Consider the following 25734-nt stretch of genomic DNA (forward strand, 5'->3'; position numbering starts at 1 on the left):
TTTACCTGCGGCTTTATAAAGTGATATGGATGGTCTGCTCGGCAAGTTCCAAAAAGTCTACTCACTTAGTTTTTGACGAGAAGCCGATGCCGAAGGCGGTCCTATTTCAGGTAGTTAACAAGTTTATGAGGCACGAAAAAGGCCCGAACCATGCGGTCCGGGCCTCATCGAGCTAGAGGTTATGTCTCAGGTTGCTGGCTTAGCCGAAGTAGCGCTTGAGCAGGCCGGCGAAAGCCTTGCCGTGGCGAGCCTCGTCGCGAGCCATCTCGTGCACGGTGTCGTGGATGGCATCGAGGCCAGCGGCCTTGGCGCGCTTAGCAAGATCGGTCTTGCCGGCGGTGGCGCCGTTCTCGGCCTCAACGCGCATCTCGAGGTTCTTCTTGGTGGAGTCGGTCACGACCTCGCCCAGGAGCTCGGCGAACTTGGCGGCATGCTCGGCCTCCTCGTGGGCAGCCTTCTCCCAGTACAGGCCGATCTCGGGATAACCCTCGCGATGAGCGACGCGAGCCATGGCCAGGTACATACCGACCTCGGAGCACTCGCCCTCAAAGTTGGCGCGCAGGTCGGCAACGATGTCCTCGGAGACGCCCTCCATCTTGGCGACGCCCACGACGTGCTCGGCAGCCCACTCGAGCTGACCCTCCTCCTGCTTCAGGAAACGAGAACCGGGAACGCCGCACTGGGGGCACTTAAAATCCTCGGGCAGCTGGTCGCCGTCGAACTCTTCCACATAACCGCAAACGGGGCAAACAAACTTCATGATTCGATCCTTTCGATCGATGGCGATTGTGCGCTCGTCCGGTCCCGTAAGGGCCCTCTCCGGACGTGCGTCTTGACGAGTTCTATTATCCATAAATGCAACCAAATGTGAAGCCTATTAGGAATGATTTTTAATAAAACAATTTTGAGATATGAAGATGTTGATTGATTAACGATTGGCAGGCCGTCTTTGACCGCCGCTGAGTACAATCGGGCGAGCAAATGTTGACCTATCAACAAATGAAGGAGTTTCCTTTATGCATCTAGCCCGTCGTGCCTGGTGCCGAACATATCAGACGGTTTTTCGCATTGCATTGCCGATCCTGCCCTATACCGAGCCGCGCATTTTAGAGCATGCCGAGGATGTGCCCGCGGTGCTTCAAAAGCGCTCGATCCAGAAGGTCCTTATCGTGACGGATCCCGGCATTGCCCGTCTGGGGCTCACGGCACCGCTCGAGACGGCGCTCGCATGCAGGGGGATTGGCGTTACGGTCTATGCCGAAACGCGTGCAAACCCCACGGTTTCAAACGTGGAAGAAGCGGCGTCCCTGTATCGAGAGAGCGCCTGCCAGGCCATTATCGGCTTTGGCGGTGGCTCGGCCATGGACTGTGCCAAGGGCGTGGGCGCACGCATTGCGCAGCCAAACAAGCCCATCAACAAGATGCGTGGCCTGCTGCGGATTCATCGTCGCCTGCCGCTGCTCATCGCCGTTCCCACTACCGCCGGTACGGGAAGCGAAGTCACGCTTGCGGCGGTAATTACCGATGACGGGACGCACTACAAATACCCCATTAACGACTTTGTGCTCATCCCGCGTTTTGCAGTCCACGACCCCGAGTTTACGTGCGGCTTGCCCGCTTCCATTACGGGGCAGACGGGCATGGACGCCCTGACGCATGCCGTTGAGGCCTTTATCGGGCGAAGCACCACGCCCTATACGCGCAAGATGGCGCGACAGGCGGTGCAGCTTATCCACGACAATTTGCTCGAGGCCTATGAACATGGTGACGACATGCGCGCTCGTCGCAATATGCTTTCGGCGGCGTATAAGGCGGGCGTTGCGTTTACCCGCTCCTATGTCGGATATGTGCATGCCATCGCGCACAGTCTGGGCGGCCGATACGGAATTCCGCACGGTTTGGCCAACGCGATCATCCTGCCGCACATGCTTCGCGCTTATGGTGACGCCGCCGCCCCCAAGCTTGCCGATCTTGCTCGCATGGCGGGCATTGCGCCGGCTACCGCGCAGGATAGTCTTGCGGCCGAGGCCTTTATCGATTGGGTCGACCGCATGAACGAGATCCTGGGAATCCCCAAATATGTCTCGGGCATTCGCCGCTCCGACATTCCCGAGATGGCGGCGCATGCCGATGCCGAGGCCAATCCGCTGTACCCCGTTCCGCTTTTGATGGACCGCTTGGAGCTCGAGCGTATGTACGAGGTCGTCGCGGGTGGTATGTTTGAGGACGAGAACTAGGAGGGTGCCATGAACACCGAGGAAATTGCGCGCATCGTCGGCGATCAGCGCACTTACTTTAAAACGCACGCTACGTTTGATGTTGATGCCCGACGTCGCGCGCTCGTGAGTTTACGCGATGCGGTACGGGCGCACGAGGCCGATATCGCCCATGCACTCAAGACCGATTTGGGAAAGTCGCATGACGAGGCATATATGTGCGAGATCGGCACGTCGCTTTCCGAGATTCGTCATCAGATCGCTCACGTGGCTCGATGGAGTCGTCCGCGCCTGCGTCCGTGTGACCTTGCCAACGCCGTGAGCGCGTGCAAAACGCAAGCCGTGCCCTATGGCGTCACGCTCATCATGGCTCCGTGGAACTACCCGTTTTTGCTAACACTCGAGCCGCTCGCCGGCGCCCTTGCCGCGGGCAATACCGTGGTCATCAAGCCGAGTGCCTATGCTCCGGCATCGAGCGCGGTGCTCAAGCAAATCTGTGAAGAGGCATTTGATCCGCGCCTGGTGACGGTTGTCGAGGGCGGGCGCGCCGAGAACGAAGCGTTGCTCGATGAGTGCTGGGACAAGATCTTCTTTACCGGTAGCGTTCCGGTCGGCAAGCTCGTCATGGAGCGCGCGAGTAAAAACCTCACGCCCGTGACGCTTGAGCTGGGCGGCAAGAGCCCCTGCATCGTGGATGCGACGGCAAACTTGAAGGTCGCGGCACGGCGTATCGCCTTTGGCAAATGGCTCAACGTAGGGCAGACCTGCGTGGCGCCCGACTACCTGCTGGTCGATACGCGCGTGCACGACGAGCTGCTGGGCCTCATCAAGGAAGAGGTCCGCCGTATGTTTGGCGAGCATCCGCTCGATAACGAGGATTACGGGCATATCGTCAATGCTAAGCATTTTGCGCGCGTGCGCGGGCTGATCGATCCCGATAAGGTCGTGCTGGGAGGCACGGCGCGCGAGTCGTCGCTCAAGATTGAGCCGACGATCCTAGACGGCGTGACCCCCGATGACGCCGTGATGCAGGAGGAGATCTTCGGTCCCATCTTGCCGGTGCTGACGTTTGAGAGCCTAGACGAGGCCGAAGCGTTTATTACGGATCGTCCGACGCCGCTGGCCCTGTATATCTTTAGTCAGGACCGCGCAGTTCAGCAGCGCTTCGTGCGTTACGTGCCCTTTGGCGGTGGCTGTGTCAACGACACGATCATGCACTTGGCTACGAGCCATATGGGCTTTGGCGGCATGGGCGCGAGCGGTATGGGGCAGTACCATGGACGCGAGAGCTTCGATACGTTTAGCCACAAGAAGAGTATCGTGAACAAGGCAACTTGGCTGGACGTGCCGTTTCGGTATGCGCCCTACGCAAGCTGGAAGCACAAGTTCGTGCGCATGTTTGTGCATTAGAAAAGGGCGCAGGTAATACGAACAAGTGTTCCTATTACCTGCATTTTGCGTTAGACTACTGTTATGGAGCACGGATGGGCCAACTCCCTTTAGAAGGGATTTGGTATGAACGTAAGCGATGTTATTTCGTTATTGGCGTTGTTGATTGCGGCTATCGAACTCGGTCTGTTTATCGGCCGAATGAAATAGCCGCCCCCGCGTAAGCGAAGACGGCCACTTCTCACGATGAAAACGTGTATCGGAGTTGGCAAGACCCGCGGCAACGGGTGCCATCCGTGTTCCTATCTTATCTGCAAGCGTTCTGTCGCGCAAGCGTTGAGGCAAACGATTGAAGGACGCAGACAGGATGTATTTGTGTCCGCACGGGACCGTAGACTTCTCAATAAGGTTACACACCGGTTTATCCGGCCGTTAGAGGAGCTGCTATGTACGAGCCTTCGCGTGTTCTTCTGTCGTTTCATATCGCAGGATTTCAATATGCCGACGGCGCTTTGGTCCTAGGCGATCTTAAAGCGGGCGATAAACTGACACTGTGTGCCGAGCGCGATAATCCCCATGATCCCGAGGCAGTTGCGATCTACTATGGCAAGACCAAACTTGGCTGCGTTCCGGGAAACGAGGTCGGTCCACTGTCCTTGATGATGTATTACGGCCACGAGGACGTGTTTGAGGCCCGCGTGCAACAGGTTGCCCCCGAGCGCAGCCCGTGGCACCAGGTGCGCGTTGGCCTCTATGTGGTGGATGCCCGCTAATCGGTAAGGGAGGCTGCCATGCTTGACGACGATGACCTGTTCGATTTGACGGATGATCCGTTTGAGTGGGATATGCTACTCGATGACGATGAGCTGGAGCAGGATCGCAAAAAGCAAAAGGATAAGAACGCCCAGGGCAAAGGTTCGAATAAAAAGGACGAGTGCCGCCGCGGACTGTTCGGCGGGCTCTTTGGCTAACCGCCGCATCGCTGTGTCTGTATACTTAGCACGAGTTGGATGCATTGCGAAATGAGGGCATAGACGATGATGTGGTTTACCGCCGACCTGCACCTGGGCGATACGAATATCTTGCACGACATGGATCGACCGTTTGATTCGGTCGAGGAGATGAACCGCAAGGTCATCGATGCCATCAATGAGTGCGTGGCTGCGGACGACCGCCTCTATATCCTGGGAGACTTTACGTATCGCTTGCCCATGGCGGAGGCGGTGCGCCTGCGCGAGCGTATCGAATGCAAGAATGCGACGCTCATCCGCGGTAACCATGACGGCGACTGGGAAGATCCCGACGCCCCGCAAATTTGGGAAGACGTGCGCGATTACCTGGAGATTGCTCCCGGCTATGCCAAGGGTCATCGTCTGGTGATGAGCCACTACCCCATGCTCAGCTGGAACGGCAAGGCACGTGGCGCCATTATGCTGCATGGGCATATCCACAGCAGGGGTGACCGCACCAACGCACGCAACCGCGATCGCGAGCGCCCCATTTACCGCTACGATGTGGGCCTCGACGCCAATGACTACAAGCCCGTAAGTCGTGATCAAATCCTCGGCTATTTTGGACTGTAATTTTCAAACTGTCACTCAAACCACCACAAAGGGGACAGGCACCTTTGTGGTGGTTCTGGCGCCGTTGCCATTATGGCGGCGGCGCCTTTTTTGTCCGTGCGGCGCGGTAGAGTGTAGGCGGTCGAAATTTGCGTCCATCGAGGAGCTGCTATGAACGAGATTAAGTGCCCGCATTGCGGCGAAGTTTTTAAGGTCGATGCGTCCGGCTATGCGGATATCGTCAAGCAAGTACGCGATGCCGAGTTTTCGCGCGACCTGGACGAGCGTGTGAAGGCAGCCCAGCGCGAGGGCGAGCAAGCGCTGGAGCTTGAGCGCTCGCGTTCGACGGCTGCCTTGCAAAAGGCAGAGTCTCAGCGCAACGCTCAGCTTGTCGAGCAGAAGAACACTGCGGATCAGAAACTGGCGCAAGAGGTTGCCAAGCGCGATGCTGAGCTTGCCGAGCTGCGCGCTAAGCTCGAGGGCGCTGCCGCAGAGCGCGAGAGTGCAAGCCAGCGCGCGGCGGTAGAGGCACGAGCCAATGCTCAAAAGGAAAATGCCGAACTCCAGCGTGAGATTGATAGCCTGCGTGCGCAGCTTGGGCGCAAAGATGACGAAGCAAAGCTTGCCGAGTCGGCGGCGCGCAACGCTGCTCAAAACGATTTAGCTGCGCGCGACGCTCAGATTGCCGAGCTGCAGGCCAGGCTCGCCGCGGCGGACAAAGCCCAGGAGATGGCGCTTGCCGCTGCCGCGGCAGAGTCGCAGCGTGAGCTCGATGCCGCTCGCAGCGAGGCCGAGCGCGCGCTTACTGACTATCGCGCGAAGGTGCAAGAGAAGTTCTCCGCCGCAAAGGCTCAGTCCGAGCAAGAGGCCGAGGGCCTGCGTGCCCAGCTGCGCGAGCAGGAACTGATGGCAAAAATGAACCTGTCAGAGGCGGTCGCCGCGGCGGAGCGTGAGCGCGATGAGGCACGTGCCAAACTGACGAGCGAGCTGGCAGTGCGCGATTCTCGCGAGGAGCAGGCCAAGGCGGCACACGAGCTCGAGCTTGCGCAGGCCAAGCGTGCGAGCGATGACCTGATTCGCTACAAGGATGAAGAGATCGAGCGCCTTAAGGACATGAAGGTCCGCCTGTCCACCAAGATGGTGGGCGAGTCGCTCGAGCAGCACTGTGAGACCGAGTTTAACCGTCTGCGCATGACGGCGTTTCCTAACGCGTACTTCGAGAAGGATAACGATGCGTCCGAGGGTACCAAGGGCGACTTTATCTTCCGCGAGTGCGACGCGAGCGGCAACGAGGTCATTTCGATTATGTTCGAGATGAAAAACGAGAACGACGAGACTGCGACCAAGCACAAAAACGAGGACTTCTTTAAGAAGCTCGATCACGATCGCCGCCAAAAAGGCTGCGAGTACGCGGTGCTCTGCACGTTGCTCGAACCCGAGAGCGAGCTTTACAACGCCGGCATCGTGGACGTGAGCTATCGCTACGAGAAGATGTACGTGATTCGCCCACAGTTCTTTATTCCCATGATCACGCTTCTTCGCAACGCCGCCATGGGTTCGCTGCGCTATAAGCAGGAACTGGCGGAGTACAAACAGCAGAATATCGACGTCACGAACTTCGAAGCCAAGATGGAAAAGTTCAAGAATGATTTCGGTCGCAACTACGAGATCGCGAGCCGCAAGTTCCAAACGGCGATTGATGAGATCGACAAGACGATTAGCCATCTGCAGAAAACCAAGGAGGCGTTGCTGTCCTCCGAGAACAATCTGCGCCTAGCCAACAAGAAGGCCGACGATCTTACCATTCGCAAGCTCACGTGGGGCAACAAGACCATGAAGGCCGCGTTTGACGAGGCGCGCGGGGCTGCGACAGAGACAAACGATGAGCCAGCCGAGGCGGATTCGTATGAGGTCGAGGATACCGAGTAGGGGATAGCGTATCGCGCAAAAAACGGGGCCGCTGGCGATATTGCCAACGGCCCCGCTTGTTTCGTTCCAGCATGTTCGGCTAGTCCTCGAGCAGGTCCTCGATAAAGCCGACGCGGTAGTTTTTGAAGATGACCTCGCCGCCGTCTTGCGTGGCGTCCAGATCGACATCGCCCATGATGCCAAAATCGTGGTCGCCATCCTCGTCGGCAAAGATCTGGTGCACGTGCCATATGTGCGCGGTCTTCTCGTCGGACTCGTCAATGGAAAACATCGCGGCGCTGCGGGCATCTCCGTCGGTGAGGATTTCCTCGTGCTGCTCGTGGTAAGCGTCGAGTGCTTTTTGCCAGCGGATCTCGCTCATGCCCCAGTCGTCGTCGAGCTCGCCCAGGTCGCGAACGTGCTCGCGGGCGGCAAGGGTCACGCGGCGGAAGAGCGCGTTGCGCACCAATAGCGTGCAGCCGCGACGGTCCGCCACGACCTCGTCGATGCCCTGCGGCGGCGCAGCATCGAGGGCTGTCGGGTTGCCGGCGTTCTCCCACTCATCCACCAGGCTCGAGTCCACCGAGCGCACCACAAAGCCCAGCCACGAGATAATGTCGCGCAGGCGCTCGTCGCGCTTCTCGATGGGCACGGTGCGGTCGAGTGAACGGTAGGCCTCTGCCAGGTAACGCAGCAAAATGCCCTCGGAGCGGGCGATGCCGAGCTTTTGGATATAGCCCTTAAAATCGCTCGCGCTTTCCAGCATATCGCGCAGGACGCTCTTGGGAGAGAGCTGGTAGTCGTTGGCCCAGGGTACTTCCTGGCAGTACTTGTCGAAGGCGGCATCGAGCAAGTCCTCGAGCGGCTTTTCGTAGGTGACATCCTGGATGCGCTCCAGGCGTTCCTCATAATCGACGCCGTCAGCCTTCATTTCGGCCATCGCGCGGTCGCGCGCGGCGCGCTCCTGTGCGCGCAATACCTGCTTGGGATCCTCGAGCGTTGCCTCGACCATTGAGATCAGATCCATGGTATAGGTCTCGCTCTCGGGGTCGAGCAGCTCCAACGCGGCAAGCAAGAACGGCGAGAGCGGCTGATCGAGTGCGAAGTCCTCGGGCAGATCGACCGTCAGCGCGTAGTCGATGTCCGGCGCGGCGTCAGCCGGAGCGTCGGGCGCGGGCGGCACCTCGGTGCGAACGACGACGCCGGAATCGATGAGTGTGGCGAAGATTTCGTCGGCGCGAACCTCGAGCTTGGCCTTTTCCTCGGGAGTCTGCAGGCTCGTTTCGATGAGGTCGTGTACGCGGGCTCGGGCATCGCCGCCCTGCTCGACCACGCTAATCACCATGGAGTGTGTGATGCGAAGGCGCGGCTTGAGCGTCTCGGGCTGCGTCTCGATCAGGCGCTCAAAGGTCTGCTTGTTCCAGGTGACAAAGCCCTCGGGGGCCTTTTTCTTTTTAATCTTGCGGAGCTTCTTGGGGTCGTCGCCCGCCTTGGCCATGAGCTTAGCGTTCTCGATCTCGTGCTCCGGGGCCTCGGCGATGACCATGCCCTCGGTATCGAAGCCCGAACGGCCGGCGCGACCAGCGATCTGATGGAACTCACGGGCGCGCAGGCGACGCATCTTGTAGCCGTCGAACTTGGTGAGCGCGGTGAGCACCACGGTGTGGATGGGCACGTTGATGCCGACGCCGAGCGTATCGGTACCGCAGATGACGGGCAGCAGGCCCTGCTGCGCCAAGCGCTCGACCAGCAGGCGATAGCGCGGCAACATGCCAGCATGGTGCACGCCGACGCCGCATCCAAGCAGGCGTTTGAGAATCTTACCAAAGGCCGTCGAGAAGCTCGTGCCCTTGGCCGCCTCTTTGATGGCCTCGCGCTGCTCCTTGCTGGCGATGCCAAAATTGGCGAGCGACTGTGCCGTCGCAAGGGCGGCATCCTGGCTAAAGTGCACGATATAGAGCGGGGCCTCGCCGCGGCGCATAGCGAGCTCGACGGTGCCCTCGAGGGAGGTCGTCACATAGTCGTAGTTCAGCGGAACAGGACGCGGGGCGTCGACAACCAAGTCGCAAGCAGCGCCGGTGTGTTCCTCGAGCGAGGCGGCGATCGCGGTGACATCGCCGAGCGTGGCGCTCATGAGCATAAACTGCGTGTGGGGCAGGGTGAGCAGCGGCACCTGCCATGCCCAGCCGCGGTCGGGGTCGGCAAAGTAGTGGAACTCGTCCATGGCCACGCAGCCCACGTCGGCGCCCTCGCCCTCGCGCAGTGCATCGTTGGCAAGGATTTCGGCCGTGCAGCAGATGACGGGCGCCTTAGTGTTGATGTGCGTATCGCCGGTGATCATGCCAACGTTATCGCGGCCGAGTACCTGTACCAGATCGAAGAACTTTTCGCTGACCAGGGCCTTGATGGGGGCCGTGTAATAGCAGCGCTTGCCCTGCGCCATGCCCATAAAGAGCATGCCCAGCGCGACGAGCGATTTACCCGATCCGGTCGGTGTGCCCAAAATGACGTGATCGCCGGCGGCCAGGTCCATGAGGGCCTCTTCTTGGTGACCCCACAGCTCGATGCCGCGGCTGCTCGTCCATTCAAAGAAGCGTTCGAAGGCCTGATCGGGCGTGAGCCACGGTTCGGGCTCACTGCCGTCCTCGGGCTCCCACCAGGTGGGGGAGAGCGCGCCGAGCGAGCCGAACTCGGCTTCGGTTCCCGTGCCGCCCGAGAATGAGCTGGCGGCCCCGGCGCCGGAGACGGTACTGGCGGCGGTATCTGTCGTGGTCTGTGTCATGTGTTTGCTTTCTCTCGCGATTGTCCGCCAACTATTATGGCGTAGCAGCGGCGTGGGGTGCCAGCGCGCGAGAAAATGCAGGAAATGGGCGTTCTGCCCAGCCGTTTGGTGCAGTCGCCAGCTAAGTGAGTAGACTTTTTTCAATGTCGCGAGCACATGGCTTTTGCGCAAGGGTTCTACCTGCGGTTTTAGTTTTCGTTATGCGGGTTGTGCTTGGCTATTGCAAAAAAGTCTACTCACTTAGGTTTGAGGGTCGTTCGCTGGCGCCTATTTTCACTTGTTTGCCGACGCCGCGACCATCAGAAGCCCCTAGGACCCCTGCGGCAGGCGTTTTTTGCCTTTGCGAGCACGGTTTCTAAAGATCTCGACGGCTTCTTCCATGCCCAGGGGTACATAGGTGAGCTCATCGAGGTTTTCGGGCAGGTAGCAGGTAAGGCTTTGCTCCTGCGCGCGGCCCGCCGCGAGCTGCTCTTCGATGGGTTCCGCGCCGGGCGTAGCGCAAATGCCATAGACGGCGGCACCCATCTCGCGCGTGCGGCGCTCGTACTCGGTCTCGGGATGCTCGGGATGGTCGCGGCGGACGTCGTCGCTTACCCAAAGCGTATCGTAGCCGGCCGCGGCAAACTGTCCCAGGGCGTAATCGCGCAACGGCTTGCTATCGGTGCGCAGTGTGACGGTAGCGCCGGCTGCAAAGAGCGGGCGGTAGAGCATCAGATGGTCGACATGGACGAGTCGTTTTTTAGCGTACTTGGCCTTGGGCTGCGGCGTGGGAAAGTTAATGGTGATGGCATCGAGCTCGCCTGCGGCAAACAGCCGTGGCAGCGATGCGGTGCCTCGGGGCAGGACGAGTGCGTTGGATAGCCCCTGTTCGCAGATTTTCTGCGCGGCATAGGCGATGCAGATGGGCTCCTGGTCCATGCCGATAAAGAGGGCATCGGGCTCGCGGTGGGCGCGCTCTACAAGGTACGTTCCCTTGCCACAGCCAAGATCCAGGTGAAGGTGCTCGAAGGGCTTGCTGCCTGCGGGCGCACAGGCCTTGCGCCAATCTCCGGCATAAGCCTCGGGGTTTGTCTCAATCGCATCGGCGTAGCGTTCCAGGCGCTCCTCGAGCACAAAGTTCTTAGGCGTGCGAACGTGGACGGCTCCCATGAGGCTCCTTGGTCATAAGTATGGAACGCATAGCTGCACGTTCCGTCAATGGATTGAAAAAGGGCGGGCATAGTTTGCCCGGAAGATGCGGTGCGGCTCGGCGGCGAGTCGTCGATGCCTACAGGCGCTTGAGAATCACATAGCGGTTGAGCTCGCCGCTACGACCGTCGGCATGGAAGCGCTCAAGCTCACGCACGGGGACCTCGCCGCTCTTGTAGAACGTACGGACGCCGCGCACCAGGTCGGTGATCTGCTGATCGTCAAAGTGATGGCAATAGCGGTAGGCGTGGCGGTCGTTTTGCCAGCCAATGAGGTGGTCGCCGGCTTCAAACTGCGCGGAATCGTAACCCTCAAACGGCGGGGTGAGCTCGGCACGGGCTTCGGCTCGAACGGCCTTGCGCGCCATGCGCTCATCGTTCATAAACTCCCAAAAGCTGATGGCGATGATGCCGCCCGGGCGCGTCTGCCGCACCAGGGCGTCGAGCACGCGTACGCGGTACTCGCACGACGGCACGTGGTGCATAAAGCCAAAGCAGACCGAGATGTCGGCGAGCGGGGCGTCGAAAAGCACGTCGGGTGTTTCGGCGGGGTTGAGCTTCATGAGGGCGTCGAGCACGTCGAGTTCCTGGAAGTGCAGGTTGGGAATGCGAAGCGCGTGGCCATGTGCATCGATGGCCAGGTCTTGGCACGAGTCGACGCCATAGAACTCAAACGGGCAGCTGGCATCTGCCGAGGGGTTTGCGCCGTCGACACCCTTGGCGGCAAGTGCGCCGCCGGCTGCAAAGTTCTCGAATCGCATATTGCCGCAGGCGAGATCGAAGACGCGGACGGGATGCTCGATCGTGGCGACGTCGAGCTGCCCGAGCGCGATGTCCATGGTGCGTACCCAGCCGGGCCACGGGGCCTGGCGCGTATCGGAGAAGGAGGCGGAGTGCTCGCGATAGAACGTGTTGTTGAGCTGGATGAGCGATGAGGCGAAATCGCGGTTCACGGCGCGGGACTCCCTCCGTTGGCGGTGCGGAATAAACAGTACGACCATACTACCGTTAACGCCGCAACGGGGACAACCAAGCTACGGGTCATTGCTTTGTTTGGACACATTTCCGCAGCTCATATGTGCCCGCAACCGCCGGTTGTCAAAAATCTCACTAGAATAGGTGGCATGCTCTTGGCGGTGGCGGATAGATTTTTAACTGTGCAAGGCGCCTTAAGAACAAAAACGGTCCGGCGGCACGGCTGGCATCACATAGGAGGAACCATGAATGTAGAAACTGCGCAGCGGCTCGCCGACCTTCGTCGCAGCAAGGGTTTTAGCCAAGAAGGGCTGGCGCGAAAGCTGGGGCTGTCGCGCCAGGCAGTCAGTAAATGGGAGCGCGCGGAGAGCTCGCCCGATACCGAGAACCTGATCTCGCTCGCCAAACTCTATGGCGTGAGCCTGGACGAGCTGCTCAATCCGAGCGACGAGATCGAGGACGATATCGAGTTTGAGAACGAGGACCGCGCCCGTCAGCGCGAGGCCGAGGCGGCAGAGCGTGCTCGCACCCATGAGGCGGCGGCACGCGCCACGGAGGCAGCTACGCAGGCAAGTGATGCCGCAGCCAAGGCGGCGCAGGCGGCAAGCTGGAGTGCGCAGGCCGCCAATGCCGCTACGGCGCAGGCGACGAGTGGCACCGCGGTTGGCTCGACTCCGGTGAAGGGCCCGTTCCAGTCGTTCCCGTATTGGGCCGTGTGCTGGCTGCTGTTCTTTTTGCTGATGTTCCTGTTTGGTGCCGGCCCCTTTGCCGCGCTGATCTTCTTTACGATTCCCATCTATCACTGGGTGGCGCGTGCGCTCGATGGTGATTGGGCGCGCGGGGATATTCAGGTTGGTCCGGCGTCGGTGGCGATCAAGGCCCAGGGGAAGGATGCTTCTGCGGAACCCGATGCTGACGTGGCTACCACGACCACCGCTGAGCCATGTGCCAAAGAGGGTGACGAATGATGAAGCTTTCGCATGAATCCAAGGTACGCCTGGGTGTTGGCATCGGAGCGTTTGTGCTCATTGTTGGGCTTGTCTTTGGCGTTTCGCGGACATTGATTCATTTTGATGGCCCGTGGGATCTCGACGATGTTGTATCCGGCTTGTCTGGTATGGACGATGCGCTTGACGAGGACGATCTTTTGGATAGCGGTAACTATTCCGCTCGGCCTCAACAGCTTTCGAGCGAAACGTTTGATGCCGACGCGTTCACATCGCTTGATTTGGACGTGACGTCGGGCACGGTCGAGGTCAAACACGTCTCCGGCGGGCCAGTGCGCGTAATTGAAAGCGGTCGCGTGGCAACGGGGACCGTTGCCTTCGATGCGGCAACCCAGAACCTGGCCGAAATCAAGGGTTCTACGCTCAAGATTCGCCAGTTCGATTGCGATGACGAGCGCGCCATTGACCGCACGGTTACCGTCGAACTGCCGCGCGATGTTGCCGATAACATGGTGGGCATCACAGCGAATGTGGGATCGGGTGATCTGACGGTCGCGGGCATTGCGTGTCATGACCTCAACCTGACTTTGGACTCGGGAGACGTCGAGTTTACGGGTACCGTGACCGATACCCTGAATGCCGAGGTCGGTTCGGGCGATGTGACGTTCGAGCTCTACCAGGCCCCCGCGAAGTCGATGGACGTGAGCGTGGGCTCGGGCGATGTGGAGATGACGGTTCCGAACTCGACGGGCTTTAAGGCGAGCCTCACCTTGGGCAGCGGCGACTTCGAGAGCGATTTCCTTCCGCTTGGCTACGACGGCGAGACCGTTTTGAATCTTGAATTCGATAACGGCGATAAGTCTGCCACGTATCGTTTTGAGGTCGGTTCGGGCGACATGTCGTTTGATTCGGAGTAGTGAGGCAGACGAAAGCCTAGGCGAAGATATAGACGCGCTGTTTGGTGAAGGCGTCGAAGCCGAGATTGGCTTCGGCGCCTTTGCCTTTACAATGGGGGCATGGAACAGATTATCTTGAACATACTCGAGGCTCTGCGTCGCGGCGAGACCGTGGACGACAAAGCGCTCGTCAAACTGATACATGCCGAGGCACGCCGTGAGGGTGCCGACAAGCGCGATCTGGCCAAGCGTCGCCTGCTGCCGTTTTACCAGCGGGTGAAGCGCGAGGAGCCGGCTCGTTGGACGGTATGGAATGTCGACGCCGAGCTAGAGCGTCAACTGCTGCAGGTGCTACGCATGAAGCCTCGTCGCACGGCTTCGGGCGTAGCGACCATTACCGTCATCACCAAGCCGTGGCCGTGCTCGGGCGATTGCCTGTTTTGCCCCAACGACCTGCGCATGCCCAAAAGCTATCTGCACGCCGAGCCGGCGTGCGCCCGTGCAGAGCAAAACTGCTTCGATCCATATCTGCAGGTGAGCGCCCGTTTGACGGCGCTTTCGCAGATGGGGCATGCGACCGATAAGATAGAGCTCATCGTGCTCGGTGGCACCTGGAGCGACTATCCGGAAGGGTATCAGACGTGGTTTATGTCGGAGCTTTTCCGTGCGCTCAATGACGATGCCGTCGCCGGCGTGGCGGCAAACCCCATGTTGGCGCGTCCGGGCATCAGTCGTGCCGAGGCGGGGCGCCTGCTCGATGACGCTCCCGCCGATGCCCTGCCGCCGGTGGTAGCGGAGCGTCGCGAGCGCTATCGGGCAGCCGGCATTGCGACAGACGAGGTCGAGCTTGCTGCCGGCGTTGCCGACGACCAGGGGCGTGTGGATGCTGCCGTGGGCGGCTACAACCGTGCGGTGCGTCGTCTGTACGGCCCCGGTACGCCGTGGGGCGAAGTCGCCGAGTGGCAGACGGCAACGATGGAGGAGCTTGAACGTCAACAGCGCATCAACGAGACGGCGAAGCATCGCGTGGTGGGACTCGTTATCGAGACGCGCCCCGATGCCGTAACGCCGAAGGCCCTCACGCTTATCCGCCGCCTGGGCTGCACCAAGATCCAGATGGGCATCCAGAGCCTCGACCAGCACCTGCTCGATATCAACGAGCGGCGCATTTCGGTGGCGCAGATCGAGCGGGCGTTTTCGCTTGCGCGCCTGCTTGGCTTTAAGATTCACGCGCATTTTATGCTCAACTTGCTGGGCGCCACGCCCGAAGGGGACAAGCGCGACTACGAGCGCTTTGTGACCGAGGGGGCCTTTATGCCCGACGAGGTCAAAGTCTATCCGTGTGCACTCATCGAGGGCTCGCGTCTGGTGGGCTGCTATGAGCGTGGCAAGTGGCGTCCCTATACCGAGGAGGAGCTGCTCGATGTACTGGCCGATGACATCGTGGTGACGCCGGCGTTCTGCCGCATCAGTCGCATGATCCGCGACTTTAGCTCCGATGACATCATGGTGGGCAACAAGAAGCCCAACCTGCGTCAGCTCGTCGAGAATCGCTTGGCGGCTCGTGGAGAAGGCACAGTGGTGCGCGAGATTCGCTATCGCGAGATCAGTACCGCGGGTGCCGACTTGGATGAGCTTTCTCTTGATGAGGAAGTGGCGTACGAGACGCCGGTGACTCACGAGCGCTTTTTGCAGTGGGTGACGCCGCGGGGCAAGATCGCGGGCTTTTTGCGGTTGTCGCTGCCCGACCATTCGTTTGTTGCCGCACATGCGGACGAGTTGCCGACGACGCCGGACGAGGCGATGATTCGCGAGGTGCACGTGTATGGCATGGCGGCGCGCGTGGGCGATCAGGGCCAGGCGGCGCAACATCACGGGTTGGGGCGTTTGCTCGTAGAGCGTGCGTGCGAGATTGCCCGGGATGCGGGTTATGCGCGTATCAACGTGATTAGCGCGATTGGCACGCGCGAGTACTATCGCCATCTTGGATTTTATGACCATGGCCTTTATCTGCAAAAGGAGCTCTAGATGAACAAGCCGAGTGTTTCTGCCGGCGTCGTTGCCGGCGTTGCTCTGGGAGCCGCGGCGCTTGGTGCGGCCGCCGTCGCTGTTCGTGCTGCCTGTCTGCAGGTTGCGCGAACCCGCAATGGCTTGGCGCGTGTGAAACGCGTGCACGACGAGGGCGGCGACGAAGTCCGCGTATTGGTGCAAGGCGGCGTCTACCAAAGCGCGAGTTACGTTGGTGAGCGCTGGGCGGAGCCCGTCTTTGCGTACTATCGCGCGTTTAACGACGTGTTTGAGGCCGAGGATGCGATGCGCGACGCTTATGGTCACGGTATCGACCGCATTCTTATGCTGGGCGGCGGCGGGTTTGCCTATCCTAAATTCGCCCTGATGTCGCACGAGGGCTTGCGCATGGACGTCATCGAGTATGACGGAGAGATTACGCGCCTGGCGCGCCGCTGGTTCTACCTAGACGAGCTGGAGCGCGCGGCGGGCGATCGCCTGCGGGTGATAACCGCTGAGGCTCGCTCGTATCTGGGTGTGACGAGCGTGGGCCATCGTCGCTATGACGCGGTCGTGAGCGATTGCTTTGGCGGTGCCGAGCCCGTACGCGAGTTGGCGACGGTTGAGGCGTTGCGTTTAGTGCGGGGCAGCCTAAATGTTGGTGGCGTCTACGTCGCCAATATCGTGAGCGCAAACGAGGGGAGCGACGTGACGTTCCTGCGCGACTGCGCTGCCACGGCACTCGAGGTATTCGCCCATGCCTGGGTGGTCCCATGTGGCGATGCGAAGTTCGGCGGCGAGGAAAACTACCTGCTCATCGCCAGCGACGGCGACTATGTCTTTGCCGAAGCTGTGCCCTTCGACACCGACTTCCTCGGCACTGCTCTCCACGACTAGCACGTCTCCCTGCGACCAGTCTGTTTGTGGTGGGGCTCTTTTAGCTACTTCTTGGTCATGCCCAAAGTAGCTCAACAAGCCCCGTCCCAAAAAAGACTGGTCTTAGGCGTGGTCGCGCCAGCCGAGAACGCGCTGCTTCATGTCTTCGATGTCGAGCACGCCTTCGGCAAAGCCCTTGCGCACGAGCTCTTCGGGAACGAACTCATCGTAACGATCAAAGTAAGGCACCTCGCCGGGATAGACGAGCTCGATGGGGTCGAAGTCCTTTTCGGCCTCGGCTGCGAGCACCTCAAAGAACGTCTCCTCGTCGGCCTTCATCTTAAACTGCATAAAGTATGGACGCGACGGATCGAGCCCGCGAAGGCCCAGCTCCGCGGCACACTTAATCTTGAGCATACGTTCGAGCGCCAGAAAGGCGTAGCTGCCCAACCAGGGGAAGAGCACCCAGGTGTCGCCACCCAGGTTGATGAGCGGTTTGGTCCCCGCACCCGAAATCTCGGCGGTATGACGAGCCTGTGCAAGGCGTGCCCGTGCGTTGCCCATGAGGTACGGATATGCCGCGTGCTCGTTGAGCGCCTTGCGCATGCGCTCGAGTACATGCGTGTTAATGTCGCCGGGGCAGTCGCCAAAGTATGCCGGCACACGACCTTTGACTTGCGTGGCAAAGACGGTGTGTCGCTTCCAGTCCACTTCCTCGACTATCCAGCAGTGCCCGGCTATGGCGATGCGCTCACCGGGCGGTGGCGGATTGACGATCGTGCCCAACTCGGCCGACTCGCTGCGAACGGTGAACTCCTCGTTTTCCTGGAACACAGCGTAGAACTTAAAGTTGTTAATGATGCGCTCGCCCGCGAGACCCACGATGAGCCCACCGCCCTCGGTGACCTGGATGTGGTCGATCTTGATGAGGTGGCGCAGCAGTACGCGATAGTCATCGGCCGAGACGCGGTGGAAATAGCTGAGCGTGAGCACGCGCTGAGCAAGCTCGGCCGGCGTGAGCTCGCCGGTGCTGGCGAGCGTCGACATGGTCTGGTGGTAGAGCAGGCTGTAGGGGAGTCGATCGAGCTCGGGCGGCTCGACCCACTTTTCCTCGCGATAGAGTTGTACGAGTGCGATGCCCTGCAGGAGCTTCCAGGGTATCGTTTCGGGCATCATCGTGCGCGGCTCGGGTTCTTCCTCGCGCATGACAAACCACATCTCGGGCGGAAGGTCGCGACGGCCTGTGCGCCCCATGCGCTGCAAAAAGGAGCTGACGGTAAACGGCGCGTCAATCTGGAACGCGCGCTCCAGGCGACCGATATCAATGCCGAGCTCCAGCGTGGAGGTGGTGACGGTCGTCTGCGCCTGCTCTTCGTCGCGCATGAGCTCCTCGGCCGTCTCGCGCAGCGATGCCGAAAGGTTGCCGTGATGGATTAGAAAGCGGTCTGGCTCGTGCCGGCTCTCGCAGTAGCTGCGCAACATGGAGCACACGGCCTCTGCCTCCTCGCGCGAGTTGGCAAAGACCAGGCACTTGCGGCCGCGGGTATGCTCAAAGATGTAGCCCATGCCGGGGTCGGCGTTGTCGGGTGCGGTGTCGGTGGGGTTGAGCAGTGCCTGTTCGGTTGCCTGCGGGATGTCGACTTCGCCCTCGGGGGCTGAGGAAGTGCGACGGTCCTTGGGGGCAGCCTTGCCCCGTGCCCGCTCACGACGTTGACGGCGCTCCTCTTGTGTGAGCTGCCCGCTGTGACGCATGTCTTGGGCGCCGGCGGGCAGTGCCGTGGGCGCCACCGCCTCGATGCGCTCGCATGCGAGCACTTCGGCTTCCTGCGGACCTGTACTCGCGAATCCTCGCTGCTGCGCCTGGGGACCCGAGTTGTAGAAGTGCTCCATGGAGATGCGCCACACGCGGCGCGGCTCCTCAAAACGTGGGATGACGCAGTTGCGTCCCGTCCCCTGCGACAGGAAGGCGCCCGTGCGCTCGGGGTCGCCGATGGTTGCCGACAGACCGATGCGGCGGGGCTGCACGCCTGCCATGCGCGAGAGCCGCTCGATAAGGCAGAGCGTCTGCCCGCCGCGGTCGCCGCGCATGAGCGAATGGACTTCGTCGATAACCACATAGCGCAGGTCGCAGAACATACGAGGGATCGCCATGTGCTTATGGATCAGGAGCGCCTCGAGTGACTCGGGCGTAATCTGCAAGATGCCGCTCGGTTTTTTGATGAGCTTAGCCTTGTGCGACTGCGAGACATCGCCATGCCAGTGCCAGACAGGGATATCGGCTTCTTCGCACAGATCGTTGAGGCGGACGAATTGGTCATTGATGAGCGCCTTGAGGGGGCCAATGTAGAGGGCGCCCACGCTTGCGGGCGGGTTCTCCCAAAACTCGGTCAGGATGGGAAAGAAGGCTGCCTCGGTTTTGCCAGATGCCGTGGAGGCCGTCAGGAGCACATTGTCTTGCGTGTTGAAGATGGCATCTGCCGCCGCAACCTGGATGGAGCGCAGGCTCTCCCAATCGTGGGAGTAGATGAAGTCTTGGATAAACGGGGCGTAGCGGTCAAAGGCGTTCACGAGGCCTCCTTTCAAAAGCGAATCTCTCAACGCGGCGGGCAGTGGCTTGCTGCATTACCGCTTCAACGTTTGCCCAGATAAAACCTGCCAAAATAAACCTATCCCTTTTTGGCAGGTTAGATGGTGAATTCGGCGAAGTTACGGTCACCGCCTGCGGTGCCGGTGTCGCCTGTTGCTGCTGCCGGCGCCAGCGCGTCGCCGCCGACGCTTTGCAGCAGCTCGGCTACGTTGGCGTCGGGGTTCTGGCATAGGATGTCGAGCAGCTCGATAAAGTCGCGAATGACTTCACGCGGCGTCAGATGTGTGTCGGCTCCCACACGACCGAACTCGATCTTGAGGAAGTCCACCAAGTCGTTCTCGGTAAGCGTGGGCGTCCAGCCAAAGTAGCCGGCGTGAATTTGCATGAGTTTTTCGATCAGCACCAGCAGCTCCTCGTAGGTGAGTGGCTGCAGACGGATGATGGGCGCGAGCATGTCCTTAAGGTCCTCGCGTGCAAAGCGGCCTTGAGCGAGTCGGCTGCGCAGGGCCTCGTAGGAGAACACGCCGCGGCGGCGGTCTTCGATGGAGGTTGGCGTGCCGCCCATGATCATGCCCAGGTACTGCGCCTTGCCCTGGAGTGTGTCGTTGTACATGGTCAGGATCTTCTCGTAGTTGTACTGGCGCGTGATGGCGTTGGGAATCTTATACAGATTCACGAGCTCGTCGATGAGCACCAACATACCCTTGTAGCCGCTGCAGACCAAAAAGCGTGCAATGAGCTTAACGTAGTCGTACCAGTCGTCATCGCTGATGATGGTCGAGGAGCCCAGCTCAGCGCGTGCCTCACTCTTGATGCGGTATTCGCCGCGAATCCATTTGGTCACGCGGCTCATAGCTTCTTCGTCGCCCTCGGATACGGCCGCGCGGTAGCGGTGGAGCATGCGGGTGAAGTCGAAGCCGTGGACCATTTCCTCGAGCGGGGCCAGTTGGGCATTGACGGCAGACTCGTCGGCGTCGGCACAGGAGGCGACCCAGCGATCGAGGATTAGGTTGAGCGCACCGCCCTCGGGGCGCGTTTTAGTCGATATGTTACGGATGAGCTCACGGTAGGTGGCAAGGCCCTGTCCCTGGCCGCCCTGCAGGCGGCGCTCAGGGGATAGGTCGGCATCGGCGACGACGAATCCCTCGCCCATGGCGTGCGTGCGGATGGTCTGGAGCAAAAAGCTCTTGCCGGCTCCGTAGCGACCGACCAGAAAGCGGAAGCTTGCGCCACCGTCGGCAATGAGACTCAGATCGGTGAGCAGGGCGCGGATCTCGACCTCGCGCCCTACGGTGATGTAAGGAAGGCCGATGCGCGGGACCACGCCGCCCTTGAGCGAGTTGAGAATGACGGCAGCGACGCGCTTGGGCACGCGGGGTGCTGCGGATGCGGTATCACTCATGGTCTAGGTATCCTCTCACGTCTGCTTCGTAGTCCTCAATAATCTGCGGCCCTGCCGCGCTAAATTCAATTACGGTGTCGCCCACCAGGTCAAAGAGCGCCTCGTTGATGGTATCGACGAGCATGTCCTCGCTCTGCCCCGATTGCACTACCGCCGATTCCGCCTGTACTGCGTTGTGCTCGAGCAGTGCGCTGAGATAGGCGTTTGCGGCAGGCGCGAGTTCGTTTGTGGCGTCAGCGGGCGCAGCAGCTGCGAACGCGGGCGTCGGCGCAAGAAGCGGTGCCACGACACCAAACTGTTCGGTGGATATGCTCGGCTCGTCGGTCAAGTCCTGCCGAATGGGTGCCGCGACCGCCTCGACCGTCGAGTCGGCTACGGGCTCGGCTTCCGGTTGCCCTGAGCCCGCTGCCTCGGCTTCTGCGGATGCGTCGTCCTCGCGCTCTTCGTCGATCAAAAGCGCTTCGCGCGTTTGCGCAGCGGCGCTCCGAATGTGCCCCAGCTGACTCAGATCGATATCGATCTTGACGGGCTGGTGTGCGGCGTCCCACGAAAGCCATGCCACAATCTCGTCATCGATAATCTTGGCCAGATATTTGGGGACCTTTTCTTCCTTAAGGGGATGGGCGGGGTCCAGCGCCAGGCGCAGGCGTTGGTCGCAGGCGCGCATCATTTCACCGAGCTTGCTGCTCTTTTGCCTACTACCGTGGATACGCATGCATTCCCAAAAGCCGTTTTGGCAACGGTAGATATGGATAGGATCCAGGCGGTATTCGCAGTCCTCGTGGCGCTCGGGCGCAAAGAATACGGCCGAGGCAAACATGGTGTAGGGCATGGCCGTCTCCTCCCCAAATAAACTCGCCACGATGCCGGTCTTTCGGTGCGTGTCATAGTAGCGCGCCATACGGACATACACGGCGCATGCCACGTGGCGCAGATCGCGGTGGTGGCTGCGGTCGAGCCGCGAGTTACTTAGGTTGTACGTGGAGAGTGCGTCGATGGCAGCCATGAGTCGCTCCTCGCGCACCTCATCGGGCGGAAGGGGGAGCGTGGGCTCGGAGGTTTTGCGACGCTTAGGGGTCTGGCCGGACGGTGCCGGTGCTGGGACAAGGTCTCGTGCCGCGCGTCGCAGCTCGATAAGGGCGTTATCGAACATGACGGTTTTAGAGTCACGAAGCAGCTTGGGGTCGAGCCCGTGGAATACGGCGTAATCCTGCAGCCACACGCGTGCAAATCGGTCGATGCCGGGCTCGAAGGCGCGATAGACATCCCAAAAAGCCTTGATCTTGTTAAAACCATCGAGCGGGTCATCTACGCCAATGCTGCAAATCAGCTCATAGAGATACAGAAAGGCAAAGGACGTAGACGTTTCCTCGACGGTTCCGCGGCGCACTTGGGCACGCCAGGTAAAGTAGCCGCGCAACTGCCGGTCGCTCATGGCGTTGTAGGTGGGAAAGTACGACTTAAAGGTGCCGTTGTAGGGACAGTCGTCCTCAAAGTCGGCCATCAGCAAGCCTTGGCGGTAGAAAAGCTCGGCCTCCGATAGCCAGCGGCCCGCGCCGCCCTTGGGGTCATCCTGCCAGCGCGATATCTCGCGCATCTTGCGGTATTGGTCGGGGAGGAAATTCTGCATCTGTCGGCCGGTTTTGAGAATCGGCTCGTCTGCGTAGATTTCGTTTGAGAAGCGGGCGGACTGATGGGTCCGGGCCTCGGCCATAATGCGCTCGATGAGCATCTTGATGTCCTGGTCGGCCACCGCTTCTCCTCTCCTAACGCAGCTTCGGTGACCTCATATCATAGCACAGCATCAAACAGGTGTTCGAGATACTGCTGCGTAGATAGATTTAGAACAGGAGGGCGTAGATGACGGCGATGACGACGGAGGGGAGCATATTGGCCGTGCGGAAGGTCTGAGGACGGATGAGGTTGACGCCGACGCAGAAGATGAGCATGGAGCCTACGAGCGAAAGGCTGTCGAGGGCTGCCGTAGTCATGATGGGGGAGAGTGCGCCGGCAAACAGCGTGATCGTCCCCTGGAACACGGCGACGGGCAGGGCGGAGAAAATGCAGCCGCGGCCAAGCGACGCCGTCATGGTGCAGACGATGATGCAGTCCAGCGCGCCCTTGAGGGCAAGCGTGGACCAGTCGCCGAGCAGGCCGTCCTGGATCGATCCCACAATGGCCATAGCGCCGATACACACGGTGAGTGAAGTCGAGACAAAAGCGTTGGTGAACTCGTTATCGCCCTCGCTGCCGGTTTTACGCTTGAGCCATTCGCCAAGGTTCTCAATGGCGGCCTCCAAGTTGATGGCCTCGCCGATGAGCGAACCGAGCGCAAATGAGACGATGAGCATGGTGGTACCGGTGGTCGCTAGCGCCTTTCCATCGATGATGAGCATCTTTTGCATGGTGCCGCCCAGGCCGATAAACAGGACGCACAGCCCCGATGCTTTCATGAGCGTGTCTTGGATGCGCGGTGTAATGAAGCGACCGCCCGCTAATCCCAAAAGACCGCCCGCAACTAAAAGCACAACGTTGATGATTGTTCCCAAGCCCGGCATGAGCCCTCCTGTATTGATGCCAACGTGGCAATCGTAGCAGAACGAAATGCGAGGCACATCGCGACTCATCTAATACGTTATATAAGTGGTGTTAGGAATGATGCGCAGCATTTAAGCCTCAGGTGGTTGTCGGGACATAGGGATAGTATTCAAAGCGCAGTGTCATAAGCCGCTGCGGGAATTCAATAGCCGCGGCGATGATATTGGCATCGCGGGCACGATCAAACCCTTCGAGTTCGATCTGATACGAGACGTCTTGCATAATGTCCAGACGTCGCCAGGCTAGAAGTGTGTCGCCATCGAATTCCAGGGTCTTGCTTCCGTTTGCGGCAACGGCGTATAGACGCAGCTTGGCGGTGGTTGCAGGGTCGACAACTGTGACCTTTTTAATTTCGTTTCGAGTATTCTTGGCGCCCAACAAGGTGAGCAGTGTTGGGGCCACGACCTCGCCCGATGGCAAAAAGACGACTTCGATGGATTCAGGAAATGCGATGATAGCCGACTTGCGGACGGGCTGATTGGCGGCGGCAACTTCGATGTTCGCAGCGTCGATGACCTCTGTGTGGTCGAGCGCGGCAAGCACGCAGCAGTTACCTTCATCGATCTCTTGAGGATCAGCAAGCCCCAGGCTGTCCGCGAGCTCGGGATTGTTTGGATCGGCAGCGGGCTCATTCGGTGCTTCGAAAGAAGCTGGGACGCCGTTTGTCGGCGACGGCGTGTCGCCCGCACCTGCTTCTTTGACCGCGCTCTCCTCTTGTATGGTTGTGTTGATGGGTTCGTCGTTTGGGGGGAGCGTCTTGGCGTCAAGCGCGGAGGGGAGAATTCCGATGGCTCCGGATCCGTTCCACTCCATTTCGAGAAGCGCCGGGTCGGCAAGAATGCGTTGCCTGCTTTGCGCGTGGGCATCGATTTCAATAGGGCCTGCCTCTATCCCTCGTGTAAGACTGAGTGATCCGGCTGGCTTCTCGAAATGAGCGTTTGTGTCCTTGGCGCTGACGGCGTAGAACAGCAGGGACGCTTCTCCCGCCGCGATGGCATCGGTGCCGGCTTTGGTCAGCCGCAACGATGCCGTGAATGAGAGGGTGGGCTGCGCATCGTCTGCATTCGCGGCGGCGCAGCCCAGACATATACCGCCTCCTTTCTCGAAAAACGTACCGTCGAAGGCGACCTTCGCTCCGTTCGCCGAGTCATCGACCGAAGCGATGTCGATGCGCAGCTCTAAATTGCATGGATCGCCATCTGCATCGAGCACAACCGAGCGCCACGTGCAGACGGCGCACCCCGCCTGGGAGCCGTTTGCCTTGTTCGAACGCTTGATATCCACGACTATCGAGCCGTCCGTATTACGACGAAGGCATCCCGAGGTTGAGATCGCGGCCTGTGCGATCGAAAAACGCTTGCACGCAATGGCGCTCGACGGATTTGGTGCGGAACTTAGGGCTGCTGGTAAGGAGTCTGCCATGACGGGAGTCGCCCAAGCGGCGACAGGCGTTCCGGTTGCGAGCGCGCCACAGAGTGCGACGACGGGCAAAAGGTTCTTCGATGCCATGGGGTCTCCTTAGCTAATTTAGTGCGGCCTGTCCGTGTTTTGTTTCTGGCTACGTTTGATGTGCAGACCGAGGCCGGCGGTTCCCGCGCCTGCTGCTGTGGCGCCTGCTGCCAAGAGCCATCGTCTGTCGCCTGTCTGCGCCAACGGTTCTTCGCGGTCGCCGCGGTCGAGCTCCGAGAGGTCGACCGTCACTTGCGTGGCGGCCTGCGCCTGTTCTTGCTGGGCAAAGGCCATGGCTGGCCCAAACGCTAGGATGCTGACGGCGGCGGCCAGGGCGACGGCCTTATGCCGTGTGCGCACCGGGCTCGACCGTCCAGGTGATCGTTGCAACCTGATCACCTTCGCCGGTTACGCGGAAGATGTCGCGCGTGACGCGGGCGACGTTTCCGCTTGTCTTGAGCTTAATTTTGTCCGTGCCGCCGGCAATGCCCTGGTAGCCCATGTCGAAGGCTGCGTTCTTGGAAAGATCGAGGCCTGTCTTCTGCATTGCGGCGCTGGCGTTCTGGAGTGCGCCGTCGGGGCCGACCTTAAAGTCGATGGAGTTCTGTGCGGTTCCGGCCTTGGCGTCGGCAGCAATGGTCCAGGTGTTCATGGCGTCGATCTTCATGTTGGTGACATGGATGCCGTAGGCCGAATGATTGTCGATGGTGGTCGCGTCTTCTGAGGGGCCCTGAAGCGTGCCGTCGGCCTTGGCGACGAAGGGAATAACCGTCGGAACTTTGAACTCAACGTTGTCGATCTCGGTCCTGACCATTACTTTCGTGGTTCCAACGCGCCCGGCTGCCATAGCTGGCGTCGGGGCCGCGCCCATTGCGAGCGCGAGCGCGAGCCCTGCGCCCACGACGAGCGCTCTGGCTCCGTTCATGTTCCTGATGATGTCCATGGTTGTTCCT

The 25734-nt window shown here is 60.3% G+C and carries 21 protein-coding genes; 10 read left to right on the forward strand and 11 right to left on the reverse strand.

The annotated features are described in order from the left end of the window. Window positions 1–199: 199 nt before the first annotated feature. Entirely contained in the window at window positions 200–763 is a 564-nt protein-coding gene (locus AAAX31_RS00920) for a ferritin family protein (protein WP_070097113.1), read from the reverse strand. Window positions 764–1016: 253 nt separating this feature from the next. Here AAAX31_RS00920 and AAAX31_RS00925 point away from each other — a divergent pair, with 253 nt between their 5' ends. From AAAX31_RS00925 to AAAX31_RS00950, 6 genes are all read left to right on the forward strand, one after another. Next, window positions 1017–2237: an iron-containing alcohol dehydrogenase gene (locus tag AAAX31_RS00925; RefSeq protein WP_117769822.1), complete on the forward strand. Its 1221-nt coding sequence runs from the start codon at window positions 1017–1019 to the stop codon at window positions 2235–2237. 9 nt (window positions 2238–2246) lie between these two features. Continuing rightward, window positions 2247–3626, forward strand: coding sequence for an aldehyde dehydrogenase (locus tag AAAX31_RS00930; RefSeq protein ID WP_117769821.1), 1380 nt, complete (start codon window positions 2247–2249; stop codon window positions 3624–3626). Window positions 3627–4051: 425 nt separating this feature from the next. Beyond that, on the forward strand, window positions 4052–4378 hold the full coding sequence (locus tag AAAX31_RS00935; protein ID WP_117769820.1) for an HIRAN domain-containing protein: 327 nt from the start codon (window positions 4052–4054) through the stop codon (window positions 4376–4378). 18 nt (window positions 4379–4396) lie between these two features. Beyond that, window positions 4397–4576, forward strand: a complete 180-nt coding sequence (locus AAAX31_RS00940; protein WP_117769819.1) for a hypothetical protein — start codon at window positions 4397–4399, stop codon at window positions 4574–4576. 66 nt (window positions 4577–4642) lie between these two features. Next, complete coding sequence (locus tag AAAX31_RS00945; RefSeq protein WP_117769818.1) at window positions 4643–5188, forward strand: metallophosphoesterase; 546 nt, start codon at window positions 4643–4645, stop codon at window positions 5186–5188. Between the two features lie 150 nt (window positions 5189–5338). Then, a complete protein-coding gene (locus tag AAAX31_RS00950) occupies window positions 5339–7096 on the forward strand; it encodes a DUF2130 domain-containing protein (protein WP_349075870.1) in 1758 nt (585 codons plus the stop codon). A 79-nt stretch (window positions 7097–7175) separates the two neighbouring features. Here AAAX31_RS00950 and AAAX31_RS00955 read toward each other — a convergent pair whose 3' ends face one another. The 3 genes from AAAX31_RS00955 to AAAX31_RS00965 form a co-directional block, all read right to left on the reverse strand. Further along, window positions 7176–9857, reverse strand: a complete 2682-nt coding sequence (locus tag AAAX31_RS00955) for a DEAD/DEAH box helicase (RefSeq protein WP_117769816.1) — start codon at window positions 9855–9857, stop codon at window positions 7176–7178. Between the two features lie 309 nt (window positions 9858–10166). Beyond that, window positions 10167–11006: a methyltransferase domain-containing protein gene (locus AAAX31_RS00960; RefSeq protein ID WP_349075872.1), complete on the reverse strand. Its 840-nt coding sequence runs from the start codon at window positions 11004–11006 to the stop codon at window positions 10167–10169. Window positions 11007–11124: 118 nt separating this feature from the next. Then, a complete protein-coding gene (locus AAAX31_RS00965) occupies window positions 11125–11997 on the reverse strand; it encodes a hypothetical protein (RefSeq protein WP_055250686.1) in 873 nt (290 codons plus the stop codon). A 267-nt stretch (window positions 11998–12264) separates the two neighbouring features. On the opposite strand from AAAX31_RS00965, the gene AAAX31_RS00970 reads away from it, so the two are divergent. The 4 genes from AAAX31_RS00970 (at window position 12265) to AAAX31_RS00985 (ending at window position 16766) form a co-directional block, all read left to right on the forward strand. Beyond that, window positions 12265–12987 carry a helix-turn-helix transcriptional regulator gene (locus AAAX31_RS00970; RefSeq protein WP_117769814.1) on the forward strand — a complete coding sequence of 241 codons (723 nt, stop codon included), beginning with the start codon at window positions 12265–12267 and terminating at the stop codon, window positions 12985–12987. Continuing rightward, window positions 12984–13883, forward strand: a complete 900-nt coding sequence (locus AAAX31_RS00975; protein WP_117769813.1) for a DUF4097 family beta strand repeat-containing protein — start codon at window positions 12984–12986, stop codon at window positions 13881–13883. The genes AAAX31_RS00970 and AAAX31_RS00975 overlap by 4 nt, the downstream gene beginning before the upstream one ends. A gap of 99 nt (window positions 13884–13982) precedes the next feature. Then, complete coding sequence (locus AAAX31_RS00980) at window positions 13983–15890, forward strand: tRNA uridine(34) 5-carboxymethylaminomethyl modification radical SAM/GNAT enzyme Elp3 (RefSeq protein ID WP_349075874.1); 1908 nt, start codon at window positions 13983–13985, stop codon at window positions 15888–15890. Next, a complete protein-coding gene (locus AAAX31_RS00985; RefSeq protein ID WP_117769811.1) occupies window positions 15891–16766 on the forward strand; it encodes a fused MFS/spermidine synthase in 876 nt (291 codons plus the stop codon). 102 nt (window positions 16767–16868) lie between these two features. Here AAAX31_RS00985 and AAAX31_RS00990 read toward each other — a convergent pair whose 3' ends face one another. From AAAX31_RS00990 to AAAX31_RS01020, 7 genes are all read right to left on the reverse strand, one after another. Beyond that, window positions 16869–19313 (reverse strand): DEAD/DEAH box helicase, encoded by a 2445-nt coding sequence (locus AAAX31_RS00990; protein ID WP_271737579.1) that lies wholly within the window; start codon window positions 19311–19313, stop codon window positions 16869–16871. A gap of 116 nt (window positions 19314–19429) precedes the next feature. Further along, complete coding sequence (locus AAAX31_RS00995; protein WP_349075876.1) at window positions 19430–20734, reverse strand: ATP-binding protein; 1305 nt, start codon at window positions 20732–20734, stop codon at window positions 19430–19432. Beyond that, the gene (locus AAAX31_RS01000; protein ID WP_233504605.1) at window positions 20727–22487 is read right to left on the reverse strand and encodes a TerB N-terminal domain-containing protein; all 1761 of its coding nucleotides are present in this window, start codon (window positions 22485–22487) and stop codon (window positions 20727–20729) included. The genes AAAX31_RS00995 and AAAX31_RS01000 overlap by 8 nt, the downstream gene beginning before the upstream one ends. 88 nt (window positions 22488–22575) lie before the next feature. Then, entirely contained in the window at window positions 22576–23292 is a 717-nt protein-coding gene (locus AAAX31_RS01005) for a DUF554 domain-containing protein (protein ID WP_195363187.1), read from the reverse strand. 118 nt (window positions 23293–23410) lie between these two features. After that, complete coding sequence (locus AAAX31_RS01010; protein WP_117769808.1) at window positions 23411–24841, reverse strand: hypothetical protein; 1431 nt, start codon at window positions 24839–24841, stop codon at window positions 23411–23413. Between the two features lie 18 nt (window positions 24842–24859). After that, the gene (locus AAAX31_RS01015) at window positions 24860–25141 is read right to left on the reverse strand and encodes a hypothetical protein (protein WP_035137055.1); all 282 of its coding nucleotides are present in this window, start codon (window positions 25139–25141) and stop codon (window positions 24860–24862) included. Further along, window positions 25125–25724 (reverse strand): hypothetical protein, encoded by a 600-nt coding sequence (locus AAAX31_RS01020; protein ID WP_117769807.1) that lies wholly within the window; start codon window positions 25722–25724, stop codon window positions 25125–25127. The genes AAAX31_RS01015 and AAAX31_RS01020 overlap by 17 nt, the downstream gene beginning before the upstream one ends. Window positions 25725–25734 lie beyond the last annotated feature (10 nt).

Origin of the sequence: Collinsella sp. CLA-ER-H5, from assembly GCF_040092375.1 — a bacterium.
GTDB lineage: Bacteria > Actinomycetota > Coriobacteriia > Coriobacteriales > Coriobacteriaceae > Collinsella.

Excerpts from the sequence above, each read along its gene's own strand:
- AAAX31_RS01020 (WP_117769807.1), bottom strand. The coding sequence starts at position 25,724 with ATGGACATCATCAGGAACATGAACGGAGCCAGAGCGCTCGTCGTGGGC.
- AAAX31_RS00980 (WP_349075874.1), top strand. The coding sequence starts at position 13,983 with ATGGAACAGATTATCTTGAACATACTCGAGGCTCTGCGTCGCGGCGAG.
- AAAX31_RS00975 (WP_117769813.1), top strand. The coding sequence starts at position 12,984 with ATGATGAAGCTTTCGCATGAATCCAAGGTACGCCTGGGTGTTGGCATC.
- AAAX31_RS00955 (WP_117769816.1), bottom strand. The coding sequence starts at position 9,857 with ATGACACAGACCACGACAGATACCGCCGCCAGTACCGTCTCCGGCGCC.
- AAAX31_RS00945 (WP_117769818.1), top strand. The coding sequence starts at position 4,643 with ATGATGTGGTTTACCGCCGACCTGCACCTGGGCGATACGAATATCTTG.
- AAAX31_RS00940 (WP_117769819.1), top strand. The coding sequence starts at position 4,397 with ATGCTTGACGACGATGACCTGTTCGATTTGACGGATGATCCGTTTGAG.
- AAAX31_RS00935 (WP_117769820.1), top strand. The coding sequence starts at position 4,052 with ATGTACGAGCCTTCGCGTGTTCTTCTGTCGTTTCATATCGCAGGATTT.
- AAAX31_RS01005 (WP_195363187.1), bottom strand. The coding sequence starts at position 23,292 with ATGCCGGGCTTGGGAACAATCATCAACGTTGTGCTTTTAGTTGCGGGC.
- AAAX31_RS00960 (WP_349075872.1), bottom strand. The coding sequence starts at position 11,006 with ATGGGAGCCGTCCACGTTCGCACGCCTAAGAACTTTGTGCTCGAGGAG.
- AAAX31_RS00925 (WP_117769822.1), top strand. The coding sequence starts at position 1,017 with ATGCATCTAGCCCGTCGTGCCTGGTGCCGAACATATCAGACGGTTTTT.
- AAAX31_RS00950 (WP_349075870.1), top strand. The coding sequence starts at position 5,339 with ATGAACGAGATTAAGTGCCCGCATTGCGGCGAAGTTTTTAAGGTCGAT.
- AAAX31_RS01010 (WP_117769808.1), bottom strand. The coding sequence starts at position 24,841 with ATGGCATCGAAGAACCTTTTGCCCGTCGTCGCACTCTGTGGCGCGCTC.
- AAAX31_RS00995 (WP_349075876.1), bottom strand. The coding sequence starts at position 20,734 with ATGAGTGATACCGCATCCGCAGCACCCCGCGTGCCCAAGCGCGTCGCT.
- AAAX31_RS00985 (WP_117769811.1), top strand. The coding sequence starts at position 15,891 with ATGAACAAGCCGAGTGTTTCTGCCGGCGTCGTTGCCGGCGTTGCTCTG.
- AAAX31_RS00930 (WP_117769821.1), top strand. The coding sequence starts at position 2,247 with ATGAACACCGAGGAAATTGCGCGCATCGTCGGCGATCAGCGCACTTAC.
- AAAX31_RS00970 (WP_117769814.1), top strand. The coding sequence starts at position 12,265 with ATGAATGTAGAAACTGCGCAGCGGCTCGCCGACCTTCGTCGCAGCAAG.